Below are 23786 nucleotides of genomic sequence, written 5' to 3'. Positions count from 1 at the left end.
CCTAGACTCGGAGGTGCTGATCCACCACAAGAAGGGCGGGCGCGAACTCATGCTGGAGAGAGTGATCAAGCGCGGGGCGCGAGGCGTTGCAAGGATCGTGGACGGGGTCGCGAGGCGGTTAGGGGAGTCAGCGACTTTCCTGCGCCTCGGACCACGCGGCTATTCGCGCCACCGCAAGGCACTGAATGTCGCGCATACTCGCCGAGGCGCGACGTACGCCAACGGCGTCACTACGACTCTCACGCCCGAACGGGCGGCCGCGTGGCACCGAGTGCATTGGAACCATCTGGTGATCGTGGTGCACGGTGCGCCGCGACCTGAACTCGGCGATTGGATCGCGCGCGTGAGCGCCGTGCTTCGTGCCCGGGTGGTGCTCGCCCCGGAACTTGCGTCCGAGGCGTCACGCGTTGCCGGGCAGCCGTGCACGATCGCAGATGGGGAGGACGGTGCGCCGATCATAGATCTCGCGAGCATCCTCGAATGGATGCACCGTGAGTGCAGGCGGTGGGACCTCGTGCTCATCGACACTCGGCATCCTCTCCCTGGACCCGACGCCGTCATTCAGCTTCAGCATGCGGCGCATGAGTACCACCACGACCAGGAGATCGGCGTGGTCACTCCCGCGTACGGTTCTCCGGAGGGGCTGGCGGCTGGTTATCAGATCGATCGGCGGACAGGGTCGGTCGTCCCCGCCGTCCCCGGTCGTCGCGACTATGCCGAACATCGAATCCCGAGGTACGTGCTGACAGCCGCCGCGCACGGCCTCTACCTCACCTCGGACGCAGTCGATCGCATCGATATCGCGGGGAGGCACCTCGCGGACCTCGACCTGGATGCCCAGGTCGGGCGTCTCATCCGCCATGCGTGGGCGGGAAACTTCCGGACTCTTTGCTTGAGCAGCACGGTCTTCCGGGTAGAAGAGCTTCCACGTCTCGAAATCGCGGGGGAGCAGCGCCAATGGATCCTCGAGCGCGGGGTGGCCACCGCCGACGGCGCCAGACGGATCATCTTTGTGCTCAACGCCACGTCCATCAGCGGAGGCATCCGCGCCGTGTTCGAGCTCGCGAACGGATTGGCGGACCGGGGATTCGATGTGGCCATCTGGTCGCTCCAGGGCGAGCCGACGTGGTTCGATCTGCGCGTTCCTGTGGTCACGTATCGCAACTACGAGGATCTTCTCCTTTCGCTTCGCAACGAGGATGCCATCAAGGTGGCGACATGGTGGGAGACCGCCGAGATCGTGTGGCTCGCTTCGGTGAATCACGGGATACCGGTTTACCTCATCCAGGAATTCGAGACATGGTTCTACCCTGACGATGAGGTAGCGCAGTCGGCGGTCGTCGCAAGCTACCGTCATGAGTTCGCGAGCATCACTGAGGCGGACTATCAACAGCATGAGCTCGCCGATGTCGGGGTCACCGCGACACTGATTCCGCACGGCTACGACAGCTCTGTCTTCCGGGTTCTGCCCGACTGGCAGCGCGATGACGACACCGTGCTCGCCCTGGGGCGCTCGTTCTTCCAGAAGAACTTCGCCATGACGGAGCGCGCGTGGCGTCGCCTCGGGGAGGACAGACCTACGCTTCAGCTGTTCGGAACGGAGCCGGACATACTCGACGACGAGCGCGCCAACTACATAACGAGGCCCCGGGATGCTGAGGTCAATGAGCTGTACAACACCGCGGCCGTGTTCGTTCAGACCTCGCGTCATGAGGGATTCTGCCTTCCCATCCTCGAGGCAATGGCCGCGGGATGCCCCGTGGTGGCCACCGACTCGCACGGCAACCGAGGCTTCTGCCGCGACGGCGAGAACTGCGTCATCGTGGGTCAGGACGATGATGAGGCACTCGCATCCGTGATCGCTCGGCTGCTGGGAGACCCGGCGGAACGGGCCCGCCTCGCGGTGGCCGGACTGGCGACCGCGGCAGAATACGCTTGGCCCGTCGTGCTGGATTCCGTCGCCGCGTTCTACGATTCCCTCGCTATCGCGGGATCAGCCGGCGCGCCCCTTGCGGAGGCCTCGGTAGGCGCCTCCGACGAATGATCGCGAAGCGGCTTCGCGCAGACGGCTGCGTCGCGCCGGTGCCGGCTCCGACGCGTGGATCGACGGCGGGATCTCTCGCATGACCAGCTGGGTGTCCCAGTTGGCGACGACCTGTTTGAGTGGTGCTGTGTTCTGAGACCATCGCCACTCATCCCGGATTCTCACCACATGTTCGCGCGCGGCGACCCTACGTGCCGGTTCCGACAGCGCGGCGATCGCCCGCTTCGTCGCCTCGACATCCGCGGGCTCGACGACCTCTCCGAGGCCGTGCTCCTCGATGTACTCGGCGAACCAATCCCCGCGCGTGACGATACTCGGCAGCTTCGCCCAGAAATGGTCAAGGATCCGGGTGCGGAAGGCGTACCGGGTTTCGAACGACTCCTTGTGGGCGGAGATGGCGATGTCCGCGTCGAGCAGATAGTCGGCGCGACGGTCGGCCGGCACCCACCCGTCGATGAAATGCACACCCGTCCCCAATACTCCGAGCTCCGCGGCGAGCGCCTCAGCGCGCTCTACCGACTTCGGCTTCCCGATCGCGGCGTTCGGGTGCGTCGTTCCATAGAAGACGAGGTGGAGGTCGGATCGCGTCCGCCGCAGGTCCGCCACAGCACGGATCGGCGTCTCGGCGTCGAACCAGTCCCATATTCCGCCCGCCCAGAGCAGGACGATGTCGTCGGCACCGATTCCCATCCGTCCGCGGATCCCATGATCCGCAGCGAATGGCTCGCCGTCCTCCATGCCGAAGGGAAGGAGCCCGATGACGTCCTCAGGACGACGGCCTCGCAGTTCCCCCGGAAGCAACGCCTCCGCGGAGAGCGCATATCCGATCCAGAGATCCCGCTGTCGTTCGTTCGAGGTCACGAAGTAGCTGCCTGCGCGAAGGCAGAATCGGAAGAATCCGAGCACGCCACGGAAGACGTCGTCCATCTCCGGTTGGGTGTCGAATCCTCCAATCCGCTCCGCGCCGATCGCTTCGGCAGGAAGCGCGTTGTAGAGATCGAAGACGAACCTGCATCCGAGGGCGGCGCCCTGACGCACGACCTCCTCATCAATGAGTTGGCAGAACGCGATGTCGTGCGCGCCGACGATCTCGATGAGTTCGTCGCGGTGCTGATACGGCGCGATCGCGAATCCGCGATCCTGCAGGTACTCCGTGTCACTGCCCTCGATCCCTACCGCGAGCGTCACCTCCGCGACAGTGGCCATCTGCTCGGCGATCTTGACGAACCGGATGCCCGGACCTGCCATGTGTGCGCCGACGACGTCCGCGGCGACAATGACCATCCGCGGTCGGCGGGATCCGGGGAGAGGAGTCGATACCATTGGGGCGTCCGGATCTCTTCGAGGGGCTCGTAACCAGTGTCAGACCTTTTCAGGCGCGTCGCTCGCACCGCAAGCGCGAAGCTGCCCCCGCGAATGCAGGATCGGATACGGTCCTCGCGGAGCAGACGCTCCTATACTCTCAACACCCTGGGGATATCACCGAACGCCGACATGCAGGCATGGTTCGCACAGCACGCGCGCCCCGTGAGCCTGGTCATTCCGAGCTACAACGATGTTCCGCTTTTGACTGAGGCGCTCGCGAGCATCGAGCGGACATGCGCCGACGTCGACTACGAGGTCCTGATCGTCGACGATTACATCGACTCCGGTGTTGCGCTGAGGTTGAAGGAGCTCGAGAACGACCGAATTCGGGTCATTCTCAAGGACCGCCGGCTGGGCTTCGCGGGAACCGTCAACATCGGCATCCAGGAAGCCCGTCACGATGTCGTGCTGCTGAACAGTGACGTCGTGGCCCAGCCCGGTTGGCTTGAGGCTCTGCAGTTCAGTGCCTACGCGCTGGACACCTCGATCGGCATGGTCAGCCCGAAGCTCGTGTACCCCGACGGGCGCATTCAATACGGCGGCACCTACTACGCGCGCATCCTCGCTCCGCAGTGGTTCGGGCATCTTCACGTCGGTGCACCTGCAACAAAGCCCGCGGCCAATGTAGCCGGCTATAACCGGTCGATCTCGGGCGCCTGCGTCTACATAACGCGCGAGGCCATTGAGCGCGTGGGCGTGCTTGATGATGAGTTCTGGCTCGGGTTCGAGGACGTCGACTACGGCCTTCGGGCTTGGGAGCGCGGGATCCGGTGCTACTACCAGCCATCCGCGATGCTGATCCATCATGAGTCCGCATCGCGCGGGTACAGCCAAGGGAAACAGGAACTCGCTTCGATGCGACGGTTCTGGCGCCGGTGGGATGACCGATTCCTCGCACGGCGACTGCCCGACGATGCCACGGTCGACTTCGTCGTCGGGCATGGGTCAGACGGACTCTGGCAGGCGTACATCTCCGACCTCGTCGACGGCATGCGCGCGGAAGGCCGCGATGCGCGGATCACCGAGATCCGCTCAGAAACGACGGACGAATCGGTCGTGGCCGATCTTGCTGCTCGCGGGGGCGTCGTCGTCGCTTGTGATCGGACGGTCGCCGAGACTGTATGGCTCGCGACCGTTCGCGGCGGACTTCCGGTGTACTTGCTGCCGGCTGTCGAGAGTATCTGGCACCCCGACGATACCGCTCTGCAGTCCCGCATCATCGCTGGATATCGACCGGAATTCGACTACATCGCGCCGAACAGGTGGACAGCGGCACAGCTGCAGGCCGAGGCGGCATGGGAAGTCCGACGACGCGTCGCGCCGGCGACAGCACCACCGCCGCTCCCCGACACCGCAGAGCGCACTGTCGTCACGATCGGCGCCGATCCGAACGGTCGGGCGGCAGTCGATGATGCGTGCGTCGCCGAAGGGTGTGTGTCCGTCCACCTCGATTCGTCGCCGAAGGTCGAGGAAGTCGCCAATTACCGCCCGCGTGCGGTCGTCCTGTTCGCCGAGCAGCAATCGAGCCTCCTGCCGTTCGCCTTGATGTCGCTCGGCGCGGTGTATCTCGCGCCCGTTGACAATCGCCTCGGGCACGAGGTGTTGGACGGCTACAACTCACTGCTGTTCTCGCGCGCAGACTCTGACCAGTTGCGCCGCTCCCTTCGCGACGTGCTGGCAGATGACGACGTGTGGGCAGAACTCCGCTCCAACGGCCATGCCTCGGCATCACGTGCTGCGGCGGCCGCCGTCCGGGGAGTTGCTGACGCGTTGCTCGACTTCTCGCAAGCGCCTGTATGACGACGACCCTCCGGTTTGGAGGGCATCACCCGGATCAGGGAGACTGGAACCATGCGTGGCATCATTCTCGCCGGCGGCACAGGCTCGCGCCTCCATCCGATCACTCTGGGCGTCTCCAAGCAGCTGGTCCCTGTCTATGACAAGCCGATGGTCTACTACCCGCTGGCCACGCTGCTCCTCGCCGGAATCCGTGATGTTCTCATCATCACCACGCCGCAGGACTCCGAACAGTTCCAGCGCCTACTCGGGGACGGGACGCGATTCGGGATCTCTATCTCGTACAAGACGCAGCCATCACCCGACGGGCTGGCGCAGGCATTCATCCTTGGCGAGGATCACATCGGTGGGGACTCCGTTGCTCTCGTCCTCGGAGACAACATCTTCTACGGGCAGGGCATGGGCACGCGGCTGCGACAGTATGAGAACCTGTCGGGCGGCGTCGTGTTCGGCTATTGGGTGGATGATCCCACGGCCTACGGCGTGGTCGAATTCGACTCCGAGGGCCGCGTGGTCTCCTTGGAGGAGAAGCCCCTCGCTCCCAGGAGCAACTACGCCGTTCCGGGGCTTTACTTCTATGACAACGGCGTCATCGAGATCGCAAAAAATCTCAAGCCGTCTCCTCGTGGCGAGTTGGAGATCACGGACGTCAACTTGGAGTACCTGCGGCGCGGTGCGCTGCACGTCGAGTTGCTTCCAAGAGGCACAGCGTGGCTCGACACAGGAACATTCGACTCCCTCGCTGAGGCGACAGACTTCATCCGCACAGTTGAGAAGCGGCAGGGGCTCTCGATCGGGTGTCCCGAAGAGGTGGCCTGGCGAATGGGCTTTCTGACTGACGACGAACTCAGGGAGCGAGCGGAACCTCTTATCAAGAGCGGGTACGGTCGCTATCTGCTGAAGGCGCTCGAGCAGGGGTTGCGCTGACCGATGGTCGATGCTGACGCCGTCGCGCTTCCCGTAGGCGGACGCCGGCTATTCGTTTACGTCGTGTGGGATCGCCGCGGCGGTATTGACGACTACATTCCTTACGCACTGGACGGGATGCGGGAGGATGCCGCCCACATTCTGGTGGTAGTGAATGGAACGCTCAGCGACGAAGGTCGAGCGAAGCTCGAACCGGTGTGCGACGAGATTCTCGTCAGGAACAACACCGGCTATGACATCTGGGCCCACAAGCACGCACTTGCGCACCTCGGTGACAGAATCTCCGAGTTCGACGAGATCATCCTCACGAACGACACATGGTTCGGGCCCGTTCGGCCGTATGGTCCGGTACTCGCTCGCATGGCCGCACGGCAAGTCGACTTCTGGGGCCTGACGGACCACTCCGCGCAGGAGCCGAATCCCTTCACGGGTAGGGGAGTGCTGCACTATCACCTCCAGTCGTTCTGGATCGCCGTGAGGCCGAGCCTGTTCCTGTCTGAGGCATGGCGTGCATACTGGCACGATCTGCCGGAGATGCCTGATTATTTCGATGCGGTGCTGAAGCATGAGGCCGTGTTCACGCACCACTTCGCGTCACTCGGCTTCCGCCCAGACGTCGCCTTCCCGTCGAAGAACTACCCCACCGACCATCCCGCGCTGTTCAATCCGGATCTTTTGCTCGCCGATGGCTGTCCCGTGCTCAAACGCAGACCGTTCTTCCACTATCCGCCGTTTCTCGACAGGCACGCCGTGATCGGCCGCGAGATCGCGCGGGGGGTCGAGGCGTACGGGTATCCCGTGGCGATGATGTGGCAGAACCTCGCTCGGAACGTCGCCCCGAAGGTTCTGAACGCGGACGCAGGGATGCTCGAGGTGCTGCCGCAGGCTGACGCGTCAGGGGGGGTGGGGCGCACCCTGCGAGTCGTGGCGATCCTGCACGTCTTTTACCCGGAGATGACGGATGAGATGCTCGATCGGGTCGACACGCTGCCAGGTCCCTATGACCTCGTGGTGACGACTCCCGACTCGGCGCGGGCACAGGAGATCCGGGGTATTCTCGCTCTCCGCCCGCGCATCGACCGGTCGGTCGAGGTCCGCGTCGTCGATTCGAATGCAGGTCGAGACCAGAGTGCTTTTCTGATCGGATGTCGCGATATCCTTCTCGACGGCGGATACGACCTCGTAGTGAAGCTCCACTCGAAGAAGACGCCTCAGGACGGCTTCAACATCGGGCGTCATTTCAAGGGTCAGCAGTTCCAGAACCTGCTCGATGGCGACGGCTATACCGCGAACCTCATCGCGCTGTTCCTGCGCGAGCCGGGACTCGGTCTCGTCTATCCCCCTATGATTCACATCGGGTATCCGACAATGGGTCACGCGTGGTGGGCGAACAAGCCCGGGGTGGAAGCTATGTGCGCGGAGCTCGGCATCAGGGTGCCGCTCGACCACGCGTCGCCTCTCGCCCCTTACGGTTCCATGTTCGTCGCGAGGCCCGAGGCGCTGCGGTTGCTCGTCGAGCATGCGTGGACGTACGAGCAGTTCGGCAGTGAGGATGCCTACAACGATGGGAGCCTTGCGCACATTCTCGAACGGCTCCCTTCGTACGCCGCCGGTGAACTCGGCTATCACACGCGCACCGTGGCAACGGCCGAGTACATGGCGATCAGCCACACGATGCTGGACTACAAGCTCGATGAGATCTCCTCCGCCCTGCCCGGAGACACGGTCGAAGCGATCCATTACCTTCGCGGCGTAGGGCATGTGGGGCGTGGTCGGCTCATCGACTTCGCGCGGATGTACGTCCGGCTGCACTTTCCAGGGGTCGGTGCTGCACTTCGACGCGTCGTGCGCAGAAGACCGTTGTTGGGACGTGTCCTGGCTCGATCGCGGCGGGGATGGGATCGCCGAGGGCGTTCAGCGGGGCGGAGGTAGAGCCGTGGCCATCGTAACCGGAACAGCCGGAGTGGTCCTTGCGTACAACCCTGAACCCGAGATCCTCGTGAACGTCAAGCTTCTGAGTCAGCAGGTCGACCGGGTCTACGTCGTCGACAACTCATCCGAGCAGGCCTCCAATGGGGTACTGGCCGAGTTGGCTCTGGACCCGTCTGTCCGGCTATTACCCCAGGGCGAGAACGTCGGTGTCGCGGCCGGATTCAATGCGGGGATGCGCGCAGCGCTGGACCACGGTTACGACGACGTATGGATCTTCGATCAAGACAGCACCGTCACGGAGGGCATGCTTGCACGGTTACGCACCGCCCGGGCGCAGTTCGGCGATCGTGCTGGAGTCGTCGGACCGGCGCTTCGTTCGCATGCCACCGGCGTCGTGTACGCACGGGAGTCGGGTCGCGGGGCGGTTCAGACCGATGTCATCATCAGTTCGGGGTCCCTGTTCTCCCGGTCGATGCTGGAGCAGATCGGCCTGCACGATGAGCCATTGTTCATCGACTACGTAGACCATGACATCTGCCTGCGAGCGAGGAAGAGCGGTTTCCGAAATCTCAAGGTGTTCGACGCGATCCTCGACCACCGCTTCGGAGATGCCGAGCCGGTGAGGTTGTTCGGCCGCGCCGTCTACTTGGCGAATTACTCCACGCTGCGCCACTTCTACGCCGCGCGGAATCGCATCGTCGTGGTGCGTCGATACGGGTTCGGCCGTTGGTTCTGGGAGGACCTCTGGTTCACCGGCAAGGCCTGGGTAAAGCTGGTTCTTCTCGAGAGCGAACGATGGTCGAAGATCCGCGCGGCCTCACGGGGAATCTGGGCCGGCCTTCGGTACGACCTCTGATCCGTGATCCGGCCGCGCATGGACATGCGGCCCCGATCACTCCGACGGGGTGACCTCGTAGACGAAGTGCTGCTGCCCTGACCATTGCACGGCGTCAATCTCGGTCAGGCAAGAAGCCTCGAGTTCGCGCGATGAGACGACGTACTGCAGGTCCGTCAGACGGGATTGGACCTCGCATGGCGAAGCGATGATTTTGATGACGTCAGGGTAGGGCTGTTCGAATCGCAGACCTTCGTCCGCCCACTCGAATGCGATATGAGCGCCGCCCCTGTTCCAGACATTCTCGTTGGCTCGACCTGGGTCGAGCTTCGACCATTCGCTTACAACGGGACCGATGATCTGGCGGCCACTGAGCGATGGGGCCCCGCTCGCCATCAGCAGAGAATCGACGCTCCCGCTGTCGGAAGCCCACAGTGCGCCGTCTGCTCGGCTCGCCTTCGCCCAGTCGAGGAACTTCTGGGCGGTTGCGCTGTCGCGAAAATCCCCGACCCCGAAAATGACCGGGCTGACGGCGGCCGTCAGCGTGAGGGCCGCGAGACCTGCGCCGATCATGCTCCAGACGCGTCCAGGCCATCGGACCAGTGCGAAGATCGCGGCGGCGCAGACCACTGACGCGAGGAGCATCGAAGCGAGTCGGAGACCCGGAAGGTAACCCTCCGACCGCAGCAGGAATCCACCGGCGAAGGACAGTCCGCCCGCGACGACGGCAGCGGTCGAGGGCACGATCCATTTCGCTCCCCAACGGGGCGCGAAATGAGACATTAGGAGACAGAAGGCGATCGTGGCGAGGAAGCCGACCCCCAACGCCGCCCGGTGCGCGGGCACCCGATTGACCAAGGGAATCGCCGCACTCCACGCTCCCCATTCGAAGCTGATCCAGGCGGTCCAGAACACGGCGGCGGCGGCCATCGTCACGAATACTGCGGTGAAGGCCTTGCCTCCGGCGACCCACCATCGGCCACCGAGAGCGCAGAGGACGAGGGTGACGGGGAGGAGTAGCGTGAACGAGGTCGAGATCTCGGACTGGTTCGTGATCGAAACCGTGGACGCATCGACGATCCCGCCGAGATTGGTGGCCCCGAGGGCGAAGCCAGGTCCGATGGGCTCTCCGGAGCTCAGCCGGGTACCGGGATAGACGGTGGTGAGTCCGGCCGCGAGCGCGTCACGGCTCTCCCAGAAGAGTGCGGCTGTCCAGACGAGGCTCGACGTGGTTATCGCGATGACGCTGATTATCCGATCGCGGAGTCGATAAGTCTGGAGAACGATGAACAGTGCTGTCGCTACGACGAACGGAATCGACAGCATGATCGCGAACGGTTGGTAGTAGGTCGGTGTCCGGGCAAACAGGATCCCCGCCAACACGAAGCCGACGACGGCTCTGGCATGGCGTCGCTGTGACAGCCAGGATGCAGAGTAGATCGTGAGCGCGCAGCCCGCTGCGACGAATCCGATCGTGTTGATCGCGAGCCCCGACCACCATGCGTTGCCCGGCGCGACTGCGATGAGGACGGCGGCGAGGTAACCCCACCGCAGCCTGCCGGTGATCTGCCGGAACCACAGGGGCAACCCCAGGAACAGCAGTAGCGTCGGCAGCCACCATTTCATCGCGAACAGCATCTGAGCGGGAATGAACTCTCCGAGGGCGAGCGCGCTGCCGTCGAAGAACACGATGCCCGAGATCACCCCTTCGGGCAGCTGCGCCAGTAGTCCTTCGGGGGCGCTGAGCGGTGTGATCGGTTCGGCTCCGCCGCGTGCGATCTCGCCGAGCCAGAGCGGAGATCCCGTTCCGTACTCGTCGGATCTGATCGGCTGGTTGTACCCGAACTGGAGGCCCTCCGGGTCCGCCGGATCCTCGCGGAGAGAGCCGATTCCGATGTTGGACGTCGTGACGCCCAGGAGAACGAGGATGAGATAGGCGATGACGGGAACGACGATCGGAAGCCGGCGTCGAAGCCGGCTCGCATCCCGTCCATTTGGCTGCGGATTCGCGGTCGCTGTGGGACCTGCAGAAGCCGCAATGGTGCCCTCCGCGGATGAAGCTGACAAAGTGACGTCCTGATGTTGCGAGGGGGTGATTGCGGGCACGGGAAGAATAACACGCTGCACTTTCCCGCTTCCTGAGCGCGCAGTCATCCGCGCGGAGGGCGAACGATGAGCTGGTGCGTGTTGCGTAGAATGGGCGGATCATGCCTGATCACCCGGAGCGCACGCTCATCATCGTGCCTGCGTGGAACGAGGCCGGCAACGTGGGAAACACCGTGCGCGAGATCCGCAAGCGCATCGAGGGCATGGACATCGTCGTCATCGATGACGGGTCCACGGATGCCACTGCCGAGGTCGCCGCCGAGGCGGGTGCTCGCGTGCTCAGGCTTCCGTTCAACATGGGCGTCGGCGGCGCAATGCGCACGGGTTTCACCTACGCCCAGCGGCACGGCTACGAGCGTGCGATCCAGGTGGACGCCGACGGGCAGCATGATCCGCGCGATATCGTGCGGGTGCTGGGTGGCCTCGTCGCTGCGGACATTTCGATCGGGGCTCGATTCGATCAAGTCGGCGACTATTCCGTCCGCGGCCCGCGCAAGTGGGCGATGGTGTTTCTGGCCGCTGTCGTGTCGCGTGTCGCGCGGGCTCGCCTCACGGATGTCACGAGCGGCTTTCGTGCCGCGAACCGTCGGGCGATAGATCAGTATGTGCGCTACTACCCCGCCGAGTATCTCGGCGATACCTTGGACTCTCTGGTGGAGGCGGTGCACGCAGGATTGAACGTGACCCAAGTGCCCGTGGCTATGCGGGCGCGCATGAGCGGACGTCCCAGTCAGAACCCGTTCGGATCCACGGTCTACCTCGTTCGATCGGTATTCGCCCTCTCTCTGGCGCTGATCCGCGGCGCACTACGTAAGAGACCCCGCGCATGATCGCACCGATCGGCGTCGGCTTCGCCCTCCTCGTCCTGGCGATAATCGTCATCCTGCTGACTCGCAGGCAGCTGCGAGAGAAATACGCGCTCCTATGGCTCGTGATAGGCGTGGCCATTCTTGTGCTCGCTCTATTCCCGGGCCTCCTCGGCGGACTGGCAGGTGTGCTGGGCGTCGAGGTTCCATCGAATCTCTTCTTCGCGCTCGCCATCGCGCTGCTGAGCGGTGTCGCCCTCCACCTTTCGTGGGAGCTGTCCGCAGCTGAGGAAGAGATCCGCCGCGTCGCTGAAGAGATCGCGATCCTTCGCGTCGATGTCGAGGAGTTGCGGACCGACCGGGGATCGGAGATCCCCGATGCAGGGGTCGGGTCGCAACCGGAATCGGCCGAGGCGAATCGTCGCTCCCAAGCGGCGGACGATGTCGAACCCTCCTGACGGGCGCGGCCGGGGCCTTCTCTACATACTCATCGCCACCGGAGTCGCCGGACTGTGCGGGTATGCGATCCTCATCCTTGCAGCGGCCGTTCTCAAGGATGCCGAGGCCTACGTCACCTTCAGTGTGTTCTGGTCGACGCTGTACCTCTTCGTCGGTGCGATCGGTGGCGTCCAGCAGGAAGTCACCCGCGCGGTCACACCCGCGACCACCGGCGCGACGCGATCGGGCTTGCGGGTGTTCACCATCTCGGCCGGAGTGGTCCTGATCGCGGTGAGCATCGTGGTGGGACTCCTGCTTGCGCCGACTGCACTCTCCATCGACCCTGTCGGACTTACCCTTTGGTTCGGCGTGGGCTTGCTCGGATACCTCGGGTGCGCTGTGCTCTCCGGAGCGATGTATGGTCTGGCGCTGTGGTCGCCGATCGCCGGGTTGACGATCATAGACGCTTTGATCCGCGGCGGTTTGGTGTCCACGGGTCTTCTTCTGGGTGTTGCGCCCCAGACGCTAGCTGCCTTCATTTCGGTGCCATTCATCGCCGCGTTCGGGCTGGTCTGGCTCGTTGTTCGCGGCAGGGTCGCCGGACGCTTCGACTTGGACGTTGGGGTCAAGCGCCTGTCCGCCAACGCCGTCGGGACCGTGGCGGCGGCTGCCGCGACGGGCGTGCTCGTCACGGGTATGCCTCTGCTGATCCGACTCATGATGCCGCACGTCTCGGCAACGCTTACGGCCTCACTCATCGTCGTCATCACAATCACACGTGCGCCGCTGATCGTTCCGCTAATGGCGCTGCAGAGCTACCTGATCGTCGTGTTCCGCAGCGAACAGCCGTCCATCGTTTCCAGACTTCTGCGACTTATGGCGTGGGTTGGAGGGGCGGCCGTCCTGGCGAGCGTCGTGGCATACTTCGTCGGGCCGTGGCTGATCCTCTTGATCTCCGACGGCCGCTACTTCGTCGAAGGATCCGTCATCGCCTGCGTGGTTGCGAGTGCAGGTCTCGTGGCGCTGCTGTGCCTGACGGGACCGGCCCTCCTCAGTGTCAACAGGCATGCCCTCTACGTCGCAGGCTGGGTCGTCGCGGCTGCGGTGACGGTGCTTGCCTTCCTCCTGCCTCTCGATCCAGTTGCCAGAACACTCACCGTTCTGGTGACCGGACCGCTTTCCGGCGTTTTCGTCCATCTCTGCGGAATCCGTCCGCGAGTGTCACGCGACCCGGCGAAGCCATGAGGAAAGGCCTCGGCGCCGGCCGTACCTACCCTCCACGTATAATTTCGGAGCAATCAATGGAACGGAGCACCTGCCACCATGTCGAGCGAGCTGACCTATGAGCGCACCCCGATCGACCGGGATGCGCTGGTCTACGTGGCCGGACACAATGGGCTCGTAGGCTCCGCGATCTGGCGGGGGTTGGAGCAGGCGGGTTTCTCCAACCTCATCGGGCGAAGCTCGAAAGAACTCGATCTGCGGGACCGGGATGCGACTTTTGCGTTCTTCCGTGAGAACAAACCCCGCTACGTCGTGCTCGCAGCGGCCAAGGTGGGCGGCATACTCGCGAACAGCACCTACCCCGTGGACTTCCTGAGCGACAACCTCCTCGTCCAGGTGAATGTGATGGATGCCGCGCTGGAGCAGAACGTCGAGCGGCTCCTCTTTCTGGGCTCGAGCTGCATCTACCCGCGCGATGCGGAGCAGCCGATTCGGGAGGACAGTCTTCTCACCGGTCACCTCGAGCCCACGAACGACGCGTATGCGATCGCGAAGATCGCCGGCATCATGCAGGTTCAGAGCGTTCGCCGCCAGTACGGACTGGCGTGGATCTCGGCGATGCCCACCAATCTCTATGGACCAGGCGATAACTTCTCACCGATCGGATCCCACGTGCTACCCGCCCTGATCCGGCGTTACGACGAAGCCCTGGCGGCCGGAGCCGATTCGGTGACCAACTGGGGGACGGGTTCCCCTCGCCGCGAGTTCCTCCATGTCGACGACATGGCATCCGCATGCCTGTACCTGCTCGATCATTTCGATGGTCCTGAACAGGTCAACGTCGGGACCGGCCGCGACACCACGATCCGTGAGATCGCCGAACTCGTTGCGTCAGCCACCGGGTATGAAGGCGGGACCGATTGGGACACATCCAAGCCGGATGGCACGCCACAGAAGCTGCTGGACGTGACCAAACTGACAGAAGCCGGTTGGACGGCCTCCATCGGTTTGAAGGAGGGCCTGGAGTCGACGATCGCGTGGTATCGCGAGCACCGTGCGGATCTGCGCGGCTGAGTTACCCCGCACGTCGATCACCGCACCCACTCCTGAGGTTCCTTTGAACTCTTCCAACTCCCAAATACTCGTCGTTCTGCCTACCCTCGGCGACCGGCTCGAGTTCCTTCGACAGACGCTGGACTCCGTGGCCCTGCAGAGCGAGACGGTGAATCTCACCCTCGTGGTGGTTTCTCCTCCGGCCGCGACCGAGGCGCGCGCTCTGGCGCAGCACTACGGCGCCCTTCTCGTCGATGACCCCAAGCAGGGGATCAGCGCTGCGATCAACTGCGGATTGAAGGCTCGCACCACGGAGAGCTTCTACGCATGGATCGGTGATGACGATCTGTTCCGGCCCGGAGGCCTCGCGCGCCTCAAGTCCATGCTCGAGTCCGACAGTCGCGCGGTCGTCGCTTTCGGGGGATGCGACTACGTCGACCCAAACGGCGCCGTGGCATGGGTGAGTGCTGCCGGCAAACTCGCGACGATCCTGCTTCCCTGGGGTCCGGACCTGATCCCCAATCCGGCCGCGCTCATCAGATTCGATGCGCTCGAGGCCATCGGCGGCTTCGATGAGAGGCTTCGCTACGCCATGGATCTCGATGCCTTCCTATCCCTTCGACGCCACGGGAGATTCCTCTCGACCCGCGAGTCGGTGGCAGCGTTCCGATGGCATCCCGATTCGCTCACCGTGGCGAACAGGCGCGCTTCCAGCCGCGAATCCGAGGCCGTCAAGCGTAGGCATCTTCCCGCGCCGCTCCGGCCCTTCTCCTTCGTGTGGGACCTCCCCGTCCGGTGGGCATCGCGCTACGCAGCCGGACGCGTGACCGCACGGGCACGGGCGCTGGCCCAGTCCTGACTTTCTCGTGGCCCAGAAGGATGAGTTAGGCTGGGACCACCCGTCTGGCTGTCCCCAGCGGGGCACGGGCCCGTCTGGCCGCCCCCCACCGAAACGTCGGAGTCTTCACACCATGAGCACCCCCCCAGTCAAGCGCGCCCTGATCACAGGAATCACCGGTCAGGATGGGAGTTATCTCGCTGAGCTGCTCCTGGAGAAGGGCTACGAAGTTCACGGTCTGATCCGCCGGTCATCGTCGTTCAACACTCACCGTATCGATCACATCTATCAGGACTCGCACTCGGACCAGCCCAACCTGTTCTTGCACTACGCAGACCTCACCGATGGATCGCGGCTCGTTACGCTCTTGAGCGAAATCAATCCCGACGAGGTCTACAACCTGGCTGCGCAGTCGCATGTGCGCGTCAGCTTCGATGAGCCGGAGTACACCGGTGACGCGACTGGCCTTGGCACCATCCGTCTCCTCGAGGCGATTCGCGCAGTCGGACTCGAGACCCGGTTCTATCAGGCGAGCAGTTCCGAGATGTTCGGTGCAACGCCCCCGCCGCAGACCGAAGAGACGCCCTTCTACCCCCGCTCTCCGTATGGAGTCGCAAAGCTGTACTCCTACTGGATCACCCGCAATTACCGCGAGGCGTATGGAATCTTCGCCACCAACGGCATCCTCTTCAACCACGAGTCTCCGCGTCGCGGTGAGACGTTCGTGACGCGTAAGATCACGCGTGCTGTCGCTCGCATCAAGGCGGGGGAGCAGTCGGAGCTCTACATGGGCAATCTGGATGCCGTCCGTGACTGGGGATACGCACCTGAATACGTCGAGGCCATGTGGCGCATGCTCCAGCACGACGAGCCCACCGACTTCGTGGTGGCGACGAACACGGCGTACACCGTGAAAGACTTCCTGCAGTTCTCCTTCGAGCACGCAGGGCTGGATTGGGAGCGCTACGTCAAGTTCGATGAGCGCTACCTGCGGCCGACCGAAGTCGACTCGCTCATCGGCGACCCTGCCAAGGCTCAGGAACTTCTCGGCTGGACGCCGACTATCCTCACCCCCCGACTCGCGCAGATCATGGTCGATGCTGATGTCGCGGCGCTCGAGCTTCAGGGATCCACCTACGTCGATGCGGTCCAGCGCGTCTGAGATGGGGATGCCGCCCACGGTAGCCGTCTCCATGCTCACGCTTGTACCCGGTGCCATGGGCGGCAGCGAGACCTATTCGCGTGAGTTGACACGTCAACTCAAGACGACCGATCGTGTACGTGCGACAGCCTTCGTGCCGTCGAACGCCGCGGGCTTCAGCGAGGGTATCCCTGAGGTCGTGGTTACGCAGGTTCGAACAGGGTCGACCGCGGTCGGGCGGCTCGGCGCGATCGCTGCTGCGAACGTTCGGCGGCGCAGCCTGGCTACGTCGCTGCGTTCCGCGGATGTCGTGCACTTTCCTTTCACGATTCCATCGCCGAGGCCAGCTCGGTCGCAGGCGTTCGTCCAGACGCTGCTGGACGTCCAGCATCTGGATCTGCCCCAGCTATTCGGGCGTGCGGAGCTAGCGTTCCGGCGCCACTTCTATGAGGGTGCGGCACGGCGTGCCGACGCCGTGATCACGATCAGCGAGTTCGCGCGAACACGGATGATCGAGCAGCTGCGCATTCCTGCCGACCGAGTGCACGTCGCTCACCTCGGTGTCGACGTGGACAGCTTCATCCCCAACACGGCCGATCGTGAGGACTTCGTGCTCTATCCGGCCCGCGGCTGGAAGCACAAGAATCACGCCCGGCTCGTCGAGGCCATGCGCGCAGTTCGCGCCGATCGTCCAGAGATGCGTCTCGTCCTCACGGGCGGGGGTCTGGATTCGTTGGGCGAGCTGCCCGACTGGGTCGAGGTACGCGGCCTGGTGTCGAGCGCAGAGCTTCGTGCGCTATACCGCTCTGCGGCAGTTCTCGCTTTCCCCAGCCTCTACGAGGGGTTCGGGCTGCCTCCTCTGGAGGCCATGGCCTCAGGATGCCCGGTCGCCGCGACGGACGCGGGTTCGGTGCCCGAGGTGTGCGGAGATGCGGCTGTCCTGTTCGACGCGGGGGAACCCGCGGCGATCGCTGCAGGCATTCTCACCGCTCTGGAGCGATCCGGGGAGCTCACTCGCAAAGGCCTCGAGCAGGTTCGAATGTTCACATGGGAGCGTTGTCGCGATGTCCACGTCGATGTATACCGAGCTGTCGCATGAGTAGCCAGCGACATTTGGTCACGGGTGCGAACGGCCAGGACGGCGGCTATCTGGTCGAACGCCTGCTCGAAGCCGGTCATGAAGTGCACGCGATGTGCCACAACCGCGACGGAGTCGACCGCCTGTCCGTCGAACATCCCGTCGTCGTCGGTCACGTCGCGGATCTCGCCGACTCCACGGCGATCGGCCGACTCGTCGCTGACGTGGAGCCCACGCACATCTACAACCTCGCAGGCAACACGTCGGTAGCGAGGTCATGGGAGTTCCCCGCGGAGACGGCAGACGTACTCGGATTGGGACCCGTGAGGCTGTTCGATGCGGCGTGGAGGCAGACCTCCGCGGGGCGTCCCGTACGCGTGGTCCAAGCCTCGAGCGCCGAGATCTTCGGGGACGCCGTGCAGGTCCCCCAGAACGAGTCCACTCCGCGGCGCGCGGTTACGCCCTATGGTGCGGCAAAGTCGTTCGCTCATGACATGGCGGCTATCTACCGTGAGCGCGGAATGCACGTGAGCGCCGCGATCCTCTACAACCATGAATCTCCACGCCGGCCGGCGTCCTTCGTGGCCCGCAAAATCGTGATGGGCGCGGCACGGATCTCGCTGGGCCTTCAGGACGAACTTGCTCTCGGGAACATCGACGTCTTCAGGGACTGGGGTTACGCGCCTGACTACGTCGATGCCATGATTCGCATCATCGAGCAGCCGACCGGAGGTGACTACGTCGTTGCAACCGGTGTGGCGCACTCGGTGCGGGAGTTCGTAGCGACGGCATTCGGCTACGTCGGCATCGACGACTGGGAGAAGTTCGTGCGGATCGATCCGGCGTTCTATCGCCCTGCCGACCCGCAGCAATTGGTCGGAGATCCGGCCCGCCTCAGGCAGATCGGATGGACTCCCAGCGTCGGTTTCGAGGCTCTTGTGCACATCATGGTGGATGCCGAGATGGCAGCACTTCGCGCGAAGCACTGACCTCAGGCATTTCTATGGATCTTCTCGTCGTTGGATCGGGCTTCTTCGGGCTCACGATCGCAGAACGCGCGGCCTCAGCGGGCCGTGTCGTCACCGTCATCGATCGACGGGCGCACATTGGCGGCAATGCGTACAGCGAGGACGATCCCGAGACGGGCATCGAGGTGCACAAGTACGGCGCGCATCTGTTCCACACGTCCAACCCTGCGGTGTGGGACTACGTCAACCGCTTCACGACCTTCACCGACTACACGCATCGCGTCTATACGAACCACATGGGCGTCGTCTTTCCGCTGCCCATCAACCTCGGCACGATAAACCAGTTCTTCCGAGCCGCTTACACGCCCGATCAGGCAAGAGCCCTCGTGCAGGAGATGGCAGGTGAGTTCGACGTGAGGGCGGCGACGAATCTGGAGGAGAAGGGCATCGCCCTGATCGGTCGGCCGCTGTACGAGGCGTTCATCCGCGACTACACGGCGAAGCAGTGGCAGACAGATCCGAAAGACCTCCCAGCCGAAGTCATTAGCCGGCTCCCCGTGCGATACACCTACGACAATCGCTACTTCAACGATCGCTGGGAAGGCCTCCCGACAGACGGCTACACTGCCTGGATCGAACGGATGGCAGACCATCCGAACATCGAGGTGAAATTGGACACGGATTTTTTCGACGAGTCTCAGCCGCTCAGTAAACGGGCAACTGTCGGCCAGCTTCCCATCGTCTATACCGGCCCTGTCGACCGCTACTTCGATTACGTCGAGGGTCCGTTGTCATGGCGCACGCTCGACTTTGATCGTGAGGTACTGCCGATCGGCGACTTCCAGGGCACTTCAGTCATGAACTACGCGGATGCCGGGGTTCCATACACCCGCATACACGAGTTCCGCCACTTCCACCCTGAGCGCGCAGACCGATACCCCCACGATAAGACGGTGATCATGCGCGAATTCTCACGGTTCGCGGATCCCCATGACGAGCCCTACTACCCGGTGAACACTGCTGCCGATCGCGAAAAGCTCGAGGCATATCGCGTGCTGGCGAAGGAGGAGAAGGATGTGGCTTTCGGTGGCCGACTCGGCACCTACCAGTACCTCGACATGCACATGGCGATCGGATCGGCGCTGTCCATGTGGAAAAATCAGCTGCTGTGATGCCTAGGGCAGTAATTCGCCGGCCTTCCCTCGCGTCTCGGCAGGCGCGCGCGCCCCAAGCAAGTTCGGCGATGTTCGACCATGCGCAAGAAGATAGAGACCCACATTGAGTGACACTGCCCAAGCGCGGTTCGCCCGCCTCGAGATCGAGCCGCTCCTTGCGACATCTGGTCCCGCCGGCCTGCGCGGTACGTGGGGAGCGATGCGAGCCGTTCTAGCCCACCGTGAACTGCTTGGTCTGCTCGTTCGGCGCGACGTAAAGGCGCGCTACAAGGACAGCGCGCTGGGGCTCCTTTGGACTTTGATCAACCCGATCGTCCAGCTCGCGGTCTACTACCTCGTGATGGGCCAGATTCTGGGTGCCGCTCGGGGAGTTGAGGACTTCGCGATCTATGTGTTCTCCGGGCTGACCATCTTCGGGCTCTTCTCCGACACCTTGTCGTCATCCACCGGATCGATCGTCGCCAACTCAGGGCTTGTGAAGAAGGTGTACGTCCCCCGCGAGGTGTTCCCGCTCTCGAGCGTCGGCTCCGCCCTCTTCACCTCTGGTGTGCAGATGCTCGTGCTCGTCGCCGCGTGCTTTGTCCTCGGTTCGCCTCCCTTGCACCTGGATGTCCTCTTCTTCTTTCCATCCGTGCTCCTCGTCGTGCTCTATGCCGGAGCGTTCGGGATCCTCCTCTCTGCACTCAATGTGTACCTTCGCGATGTCCAATACCTCACCCAGATCATTCTGATGCTGGCCCTATGGGCGTCGCCCATTGTGTACACCTGGACGATGGTGAGGGATCTGATCCACAATGCCGGTCTGCCCTCGTGGGTGCTGGAGCTGTACACCAACAACCCGCTGACGCTCGCTGTGCTCGGCTTTCACCGTGCATTCTGGACCGCTGGCGGTCCCGAGGACTACCCCGCCTTCCTCGGCGTGCGGATGCTGATCGCCCTGGCGATCGGATTCGTCATTCTTTGGTTCTGCCAACGTGCGTTCGCTCGTCTGCAGGGTAATTTTGCGCAGGAGCTGTGACATGAGCCAAGTCGACCGGATGCTGCCGGAACACACCCCCGACATAGTCAAGATCGATCGGGTGTCGAAGACATTCACCCTCCGCAAGGACAACTCTCTCAAGGAGCGGGTAGTCACGCTCGGCCGCCGAGGCCGCACCTTTCAGGAGGAATTCCAGGCTCTTCAGGACGTCTCGCTGACCATCCGCGCGGGGTCATCGATCGGACTCATCGGAACCAACGGTTCCGGCAAGAGCACGCTGCTCAAGCTCATCGGCGGCATCATCGACCCCACATCGGGGACGATACATCGCCGAGGGCGCCTTGCAGCGCTCCTCGAACTCGGAGCCGGATTCCACCCGGATCTGACGGGTCGCGACAACGTATACCTCAATGCTGCGATCCTGGGGCTCTCGAAGGAAGAGACCGATGCCGAGTTCGAGAACATCCTCGCGTTCTCCGAGATCGGAGACTTCATAGACACCCAGGTCAAGTTCTACTCGTCCGGGATGTATGTGCGGCTGGCGTTCGCTGTGGCAGTGCACACCGATCCGGATCTGCTGCTCGTCGATGAAGTGCTCGCGGTCGGCGACGAAGCATTCCAGCGGAAGTGCATGGACAAGATCCGCCAGTTCCAGAACGAGGGTCGCACCATCGTGCTCGTCTCGCACTCGGCAGCGCAGGTCATGGAGGTCTGTGACGAGGGTGTCGTTCTGAGAAACGGCGAAGTCGCCTTCATTGGCTCTGCGGCCGAGGCCACGAGGGTGCACCGCGAGATACTTGAAGGCAAGCGGAAAGTGGCCGTCGCGATGGCTGAGGAGCTGGAGTCGCAGCGTCACGGCGCGCACGAATCGCCCCGCCGCACCGCAGAGATCCTTGCCGTCACCGTCGAGGATGCGGACGGCAATCAGCTCAGCGAGATCCTGCCCCGTAAAGATGTCCGCATCAGGATTCGCGTCGAGCACCCTACCCCCGTCTCGGTCTGGAATACCGGAATCAGTATCGACACGTCCTCCGGGCAACAGGTTCTGGGCACAGGCAGCCGGAGGCTTGATACGACGCACGGTCCGGCTCAGCCGGGTGAGTCCGAGGTCGTATACGTGCTTCATGATCTGCATCTAGGGGGAGGGCAGTATTTCGTGAATGCAACGGTGCAAGACGAGGATGGGGGTTCCGTCGACGTGGAGTGGCAGGCTGCTTCTTTCTTCGTCCCGGCCGAGCAGCGTCAGACGGGCACGGTCTTCGCTGACATAACCGTGCAATGAAGGCGGACGAGGTGGGTTCGATGAAAGCGTGCGTATATACCGCGCTCTTCGGCAGCTACGACGGCCTGCTTGAGCAGCCCGTTTCGACGCAGAGCAATCTTGATTTCATCTGCTTTACTGACGATCCAGCGCTGACAAGCGAAACCTGGGAGATCCAGGTCGTGGAGCCTTCCCTTGCGCAGGACTCCATCCGGAGTGCACGGCTGATCAAGATTCTCGGACACGAGCGCCTCCGTGAATTCGACGCCACCCTCTACATTGACGCGTCCGTCGTCCTCCGGCAGCCTCCCGAGGAGATCCTTGCTGAGTGGCTGGTGGAAGGTGTGGACATGGCTCTGGCAGCGCATAGCTATCGGGATCAGCTCGTCGACGAGTTCGATGAGATCATCAAGCTCAACTACGATGACCGCGCACGCGTCTACGAACAGCTGACGGACTACGCCATGGGCCATCCGGATGCCCTCGTCGCCAAGCCGCTTTGGACCGGTATTCTGGCGCGGCGTCGGACTCCCGCTGTCTCCACGGCAATGCGCATCTGGGCGGATCATGTCCTCCGCTATTCGCGACGAGATCAGCTGTCCATCCTTGTCGCTCTCTGCGAGGGGGGCGTCTCGTATCGGGTCACCTCTCTCGACAACTTCGACGCCCCGTCGCATCAATGGCCCGTCATACCGGACCGCCGCATATCGCGCGGTAAGGCCGCTCCTCTGCCGGCAGGGCCCCTCGTCGCAGACCTTCGTCGTGCGCTGCTTCGCGTCGAGGGACTCGCGCGTCGCAACGAGGAGCTCGAAGCAGCCGTCGCGGTGACCAGGGAGCTCGAAAAGCAGCGAGAGGTTCTCGATGCGGAGATCGATCGACTGACCAGTAGCCTCGCTCGCACCGAAGCCCTGGTCCAGTCGCAAACGGGGGTTCGGGCCGCGTTGCGAGCTCTGAGAACGGCGCTCGCTACGAGGCTGATGCCCTAGTTCGCGGCGTCCTCCGTCGAGCTCGTCGTAGAAGCGATGCTGGCCTGCCAGATCCGCTCACGTGTCTGCGAGTTGTGTGCTGTCGCCATCTGGACGTCGTTGGCTCCTCCGGCGACGTTCACGAGGTTGAGACCGGAGGTCTGCGATCCCGGGGTGAAGTACCAGTGCTGCTGATGTTCGGTCACCTGTTGCGTCGGGATGCCTGCGAGAACGCCGCAGCGATGAAGCCATATGTCGTCATTGGTCGGTGCGAGCATGAGGAACTCGGTGCCTGCCGCGAGAAGAGCGGTCTGCAGGGACGGTGGGAGAATCTGGCCGGAGACCGAGGTTGCCAGGTGGGTGTACCGCGGTTCATCAGAGCGGCACGGCGTCCACGTTGCGTAGGGGGTGAATTCGTCCGGCGAGGTCATGCCGACGACGTGCGCGCGATACGCGACGACATGACGGCCGCCCGTCGCGATGAACTGCTCCCGGAGCCCCTCCAGCCACCTGGGCGGATAGACGATGTCGTCATCGCTCAGGACGAGCGGTCGATCGAGTTGTTGGCTCGAGACGTAAGGCCAGTACTTGGTATGCACAGCCAGCCCCGAGGGCGTGAAGATGACCTCGAGACCGCGACGCTGGAGGCGGCGCAATCGCCACGGCACTCGGTGCGCGGGCTCGTTGAGCCACAGGATGATCCGGCCCGGGCGTACGGTGCCTCGTGCGATCGATTCGATCGCGAGCCAGACGTCGCGGATCCTCGCGCCGTGGGTCGTCATCGTGACGACCTCGGCCGCGCGGGAGTCGACAGCCGATTCCGCAGAACGCAGATTGCGCAGCCACAGCCGTGT

The 23786-nt window shown here is 63.5% G+C and carries 20 protein-coding genes; 17 read left to right on the top strand and 3 right to left on the bottom strand.

Translation table 11 applies throughout. From position 1 onward, the window contains the following. The first annotated feature begins 13 nt into the window (after positions 1–13). The gene (locus MJ607_RS17975; RefSeq protein ID WP_243076984.1) at positions 14–2044 is read left to right on the top strand and encodes a glycosyltransferase; all 2031 of its coding nucleotides are present in this window, start codon (positions 14–16) and stop codon (positions 2042–2044) included. Here the strand turns inward: MJ607_RS17975 and MJ607_RS17970 are convergent. Then, positions 1994–3292 (bottom strand): glycosyltransferase, encoded by a 1299-nt coding sequence (locus MJ607_RS17970; protein WP_243076983.1) that lies wholly within the window; start codon positions 3290–3292, stop codon positions 1994–1996. The two genes, MJ607_RS17975 and MJ607_RS17970, sit on opposite strands and share 51 nt — an antisense overlap. A 279-nt stretch (positions 3293–3571) precedes the next feature. Between MJ607_RS17970 and MJ607_RS17965 the strand changes: the two genes are divergently transcribed. The 4 genes from MJ607_RS17965 to MJ607_RS17950 are packed head-to-tail and all read left to right on the top strand — an operon-like array spanning position 3572 to position 8921. After that, positions 3572–5209 (top strand): glycosyltransferase family 2 protein, encoded by a 1638-nt coding sequence (locus tag MJ607_RS17965; protein ID WP_243076982.1) that lies wholly within the window; start codon positions 3572–3574, stop codon positions 5207–5209. 51 nt (positions 5210–5260) lie between these two features. Continuing rightward, positions 5261–6133, top strand: coding sequence for a glucose-1-phosphate thymidylyltransferase RfbA (gene rfbA, locus MJ607_RS17960; protein WP_243076981.1), 873 nt, complete (start codon positions 5261–5263; stop codon positions 6131–6133). A 3-nt stretch (positions 6134–6136) separates the two neighbouring features. Then, a complete protein-coding gene (locus MJ607_RS17955; RefSeq protein ID WP_243076980.1) occupies positions 6137–8065 on the top strand; it encodes a rhamnan synthesis F family protein in 1929 nt (642 codons plus the stop codon). Between the two features lie 4 nt (positions 8066–8069). Next, positions 8070–8921: a glycosyltransferase family 2 protein gene (locus MJ607_RS17950; protein WP_243076979.1), complete on the top strand. Its 852-nt coding sequence runs from the start codon at positions 8070–8072 to the stop codon at positions 8919–8921. Between the two features lie 36 nt (positions 8922–8957). Here the strand turns inward: MJ607_RS17950 and MJ607_RS17945 are convergent, their stop codons facing one another. Further along, positions 8958–11006: a hypothetical protein gene (locus tag MJ607_RS17945; RefSeq protein WP_243076978.1), complete on the bottom strand. Its 2049-nt coding sequence runs from the start codon at positions 11004–11006 to the stop codon at positions 8958–8960. A gap of 101 nt (positions 11007–11107) precedes the next feature. On the opposite strand from MJ607_RS17945, the gene MJ607_RS17940 reads away from it, so the two are divergent. The 12 genes from MJ607_RS17940 to MJ607_RS17885 all read left to right on the top strand — a co-directional run bounded on the left by MJ607_RS17940 (position 11108) and on the right by MJ607_RS17885 (position 22953). Further along, the gene (locus MJ607_RS17940; RefSeq protein WP_243076977.1) at positions 11108–11836 is read left to right on the top strand and encodes a glycosyltransferase family 2 protein; all 729 of its coding nucleotides are present in this window, start codon (positions 11108–11110) and stop codon (positions 11834–11836) included. Further along, positions 11833–12270: a DUF2304 domain-containing protein gene (locus MJ607_RS17935; RefSeq protein WP_243076976.1), complete on the top strand. Its 438-nt coding sequence runs from the start codon at positions 11833–11835 to the stop codon at positions 12268–12270. The genes MJ607_RS17940 and MJ607_RS17935 overlap by 4 nt, the downstream gene beginning before the upstream one ends. Next, entirely contained in the window at positions 12254–13495 is a 1242-nt protein-coding gene (locus tag MJ607_RS17930; protein ID WP_243076975.1) for a hypothetical protein, read from the top strand. The genes MJ607_RS17935 and MJ607_RS17930 overlap by 17 nt, the downstream gene beginning before the upstream one ends. Positions 13496–13573: 78 nt before the next feature. Then, positions 13574–14548 (top strand): GDP-L-fucose synthase, encoded by a 975-nt coding sequence (locus tag MJ607_RS17925; RefSeq protein ID WP_243076974.1) that lies wholly within the window; start codon positions 13574–13576, stop codon positions 14546–14548. Beyond that, complete coding sequence (locus tag MJ607_RS17920) at positions 14529–15386, top strand: glycosyltransferase (RefSeq protein ID WP_308193858.1); 858 nt, start codon at positions 14529–14531, stop codon at positions 15384–15386. Before MJ607_RS17925 ends, MJ607_RS17920 begins: the two co-directional genes overlap by 20 nt. 112 nt (positions 15387–15498) lie before the next feature. Further along, entirely contained in the window at positions 15499–16527 is a 1029-nt protein-coding gene (gene gmd / locus MJ607_RS17915) for a GDP-mannose 4,6-dehydratase (RefSeq protein ID WP_243076972.1), read from the top strand. Positions 16528–16558: 31 nt separating this feature from the next. Continuing rightward, positions 16559–17605 carry a glycosyltransferase family 1 protein gene (locus tag MJ607_RS17910; protein WP_243076971.1) on the top strand — a complete coding sequence of 349 codons (1047 nt, stop codon included), beginning with the start codon at positions 16559–16561 and terminating at the stop codon, positions 17603–17605. Then, positions 17554–18573, top strand: a complete 1020-nt coding sequence (locus MJ607_RS17905) for a GDP-mannose 4,6-dehydratase (protein ID WP_308193857.1) — start codon at positions 17554–17556, stop codon at positions 18571–18573. Before MJ607_RS17910 ends, MJ607_RS17905 begins: the two co-directional genes overlap by 52 nt. A 14-nt stretch (positions 18574–18587) precedes the next feature. After that, the gene (glf, locus tag MJ607_RS17900; protein WP_243076970.1) at positions 18588–19724 is read left to right on the top strand and encodes a UDP-galactopyranose mutase; all 1137 of its coding nucleotides are present in this window, start codon (positions 18588–18590) and stop codon (positions 19722–19724) included. 106 nt (positions 19725–19830) lie between these two features. Beyond that, positions 19831–20745: an ABC transporter permease gene (locus MJ607_RS17895; protein ID WP_243076969.1), complete on the top strand. Its 915-nt coding sequence runs from the start codon at positions 19831–19833 to the stop codon at positions 20743–20745. 1 nt (position 20746) lies between these two features. Continuing rightward, entirely contained in the window at positions 20747–21988 is a 1242-nt protein-coding gene (locus MJ607_RS17890; RefSeq protein WP_243076968.1) for an ABC transporter ATP-binding protein, read from the top strand. Continuing rightward, the gene (locus MJ607_RS17885) at positions 21985–22953 is read left to right on the top strand and encodes a glycosyltransferase domain-containing protein (RefSeq protein WP_243076967.1); all 969 of its coding nucleotides are present in this window, start codon (positions 21985–21987) and stop codon (positions 22951–22953) included. Before MJ607_RS17890 ends, MJ607_RS17885 begins: the two co-directional genes overlap by 4 nt. Here MJ607_RS17885 and MJ607_RS17880 read toward each other — a convergent pair. Further along, on the bottom strand, positions 22950–23714 hold the full coding sequence (locus tag MJ607_RS17880; protein WP_243076966.1) for a hypothetical protein: 765 nt from the start codon (positions 23712–23714) through the stop codon (positions 22950–22952). The two genes, MJ607_RS17885 and MJ607_RS17880, sit on opposite strands and share 4 nt — an antisense overlap. Positions 23715–23786 lie beyond the last annotated feature (72 nt).

Source organism: Microbacterium sp. SS28, assembly GCF_022761035.1.
Lineage (GTDB): Bacteria > Actinomycetota > Actinomycetes > Actinomycetales > Microbacteriaceae > Microbacterium.
The sequence above is the reverse complement of the archived record's forward strand: the minus strand, read 5'-3'. Positions and strand labels throughout refer to the sequence as shown.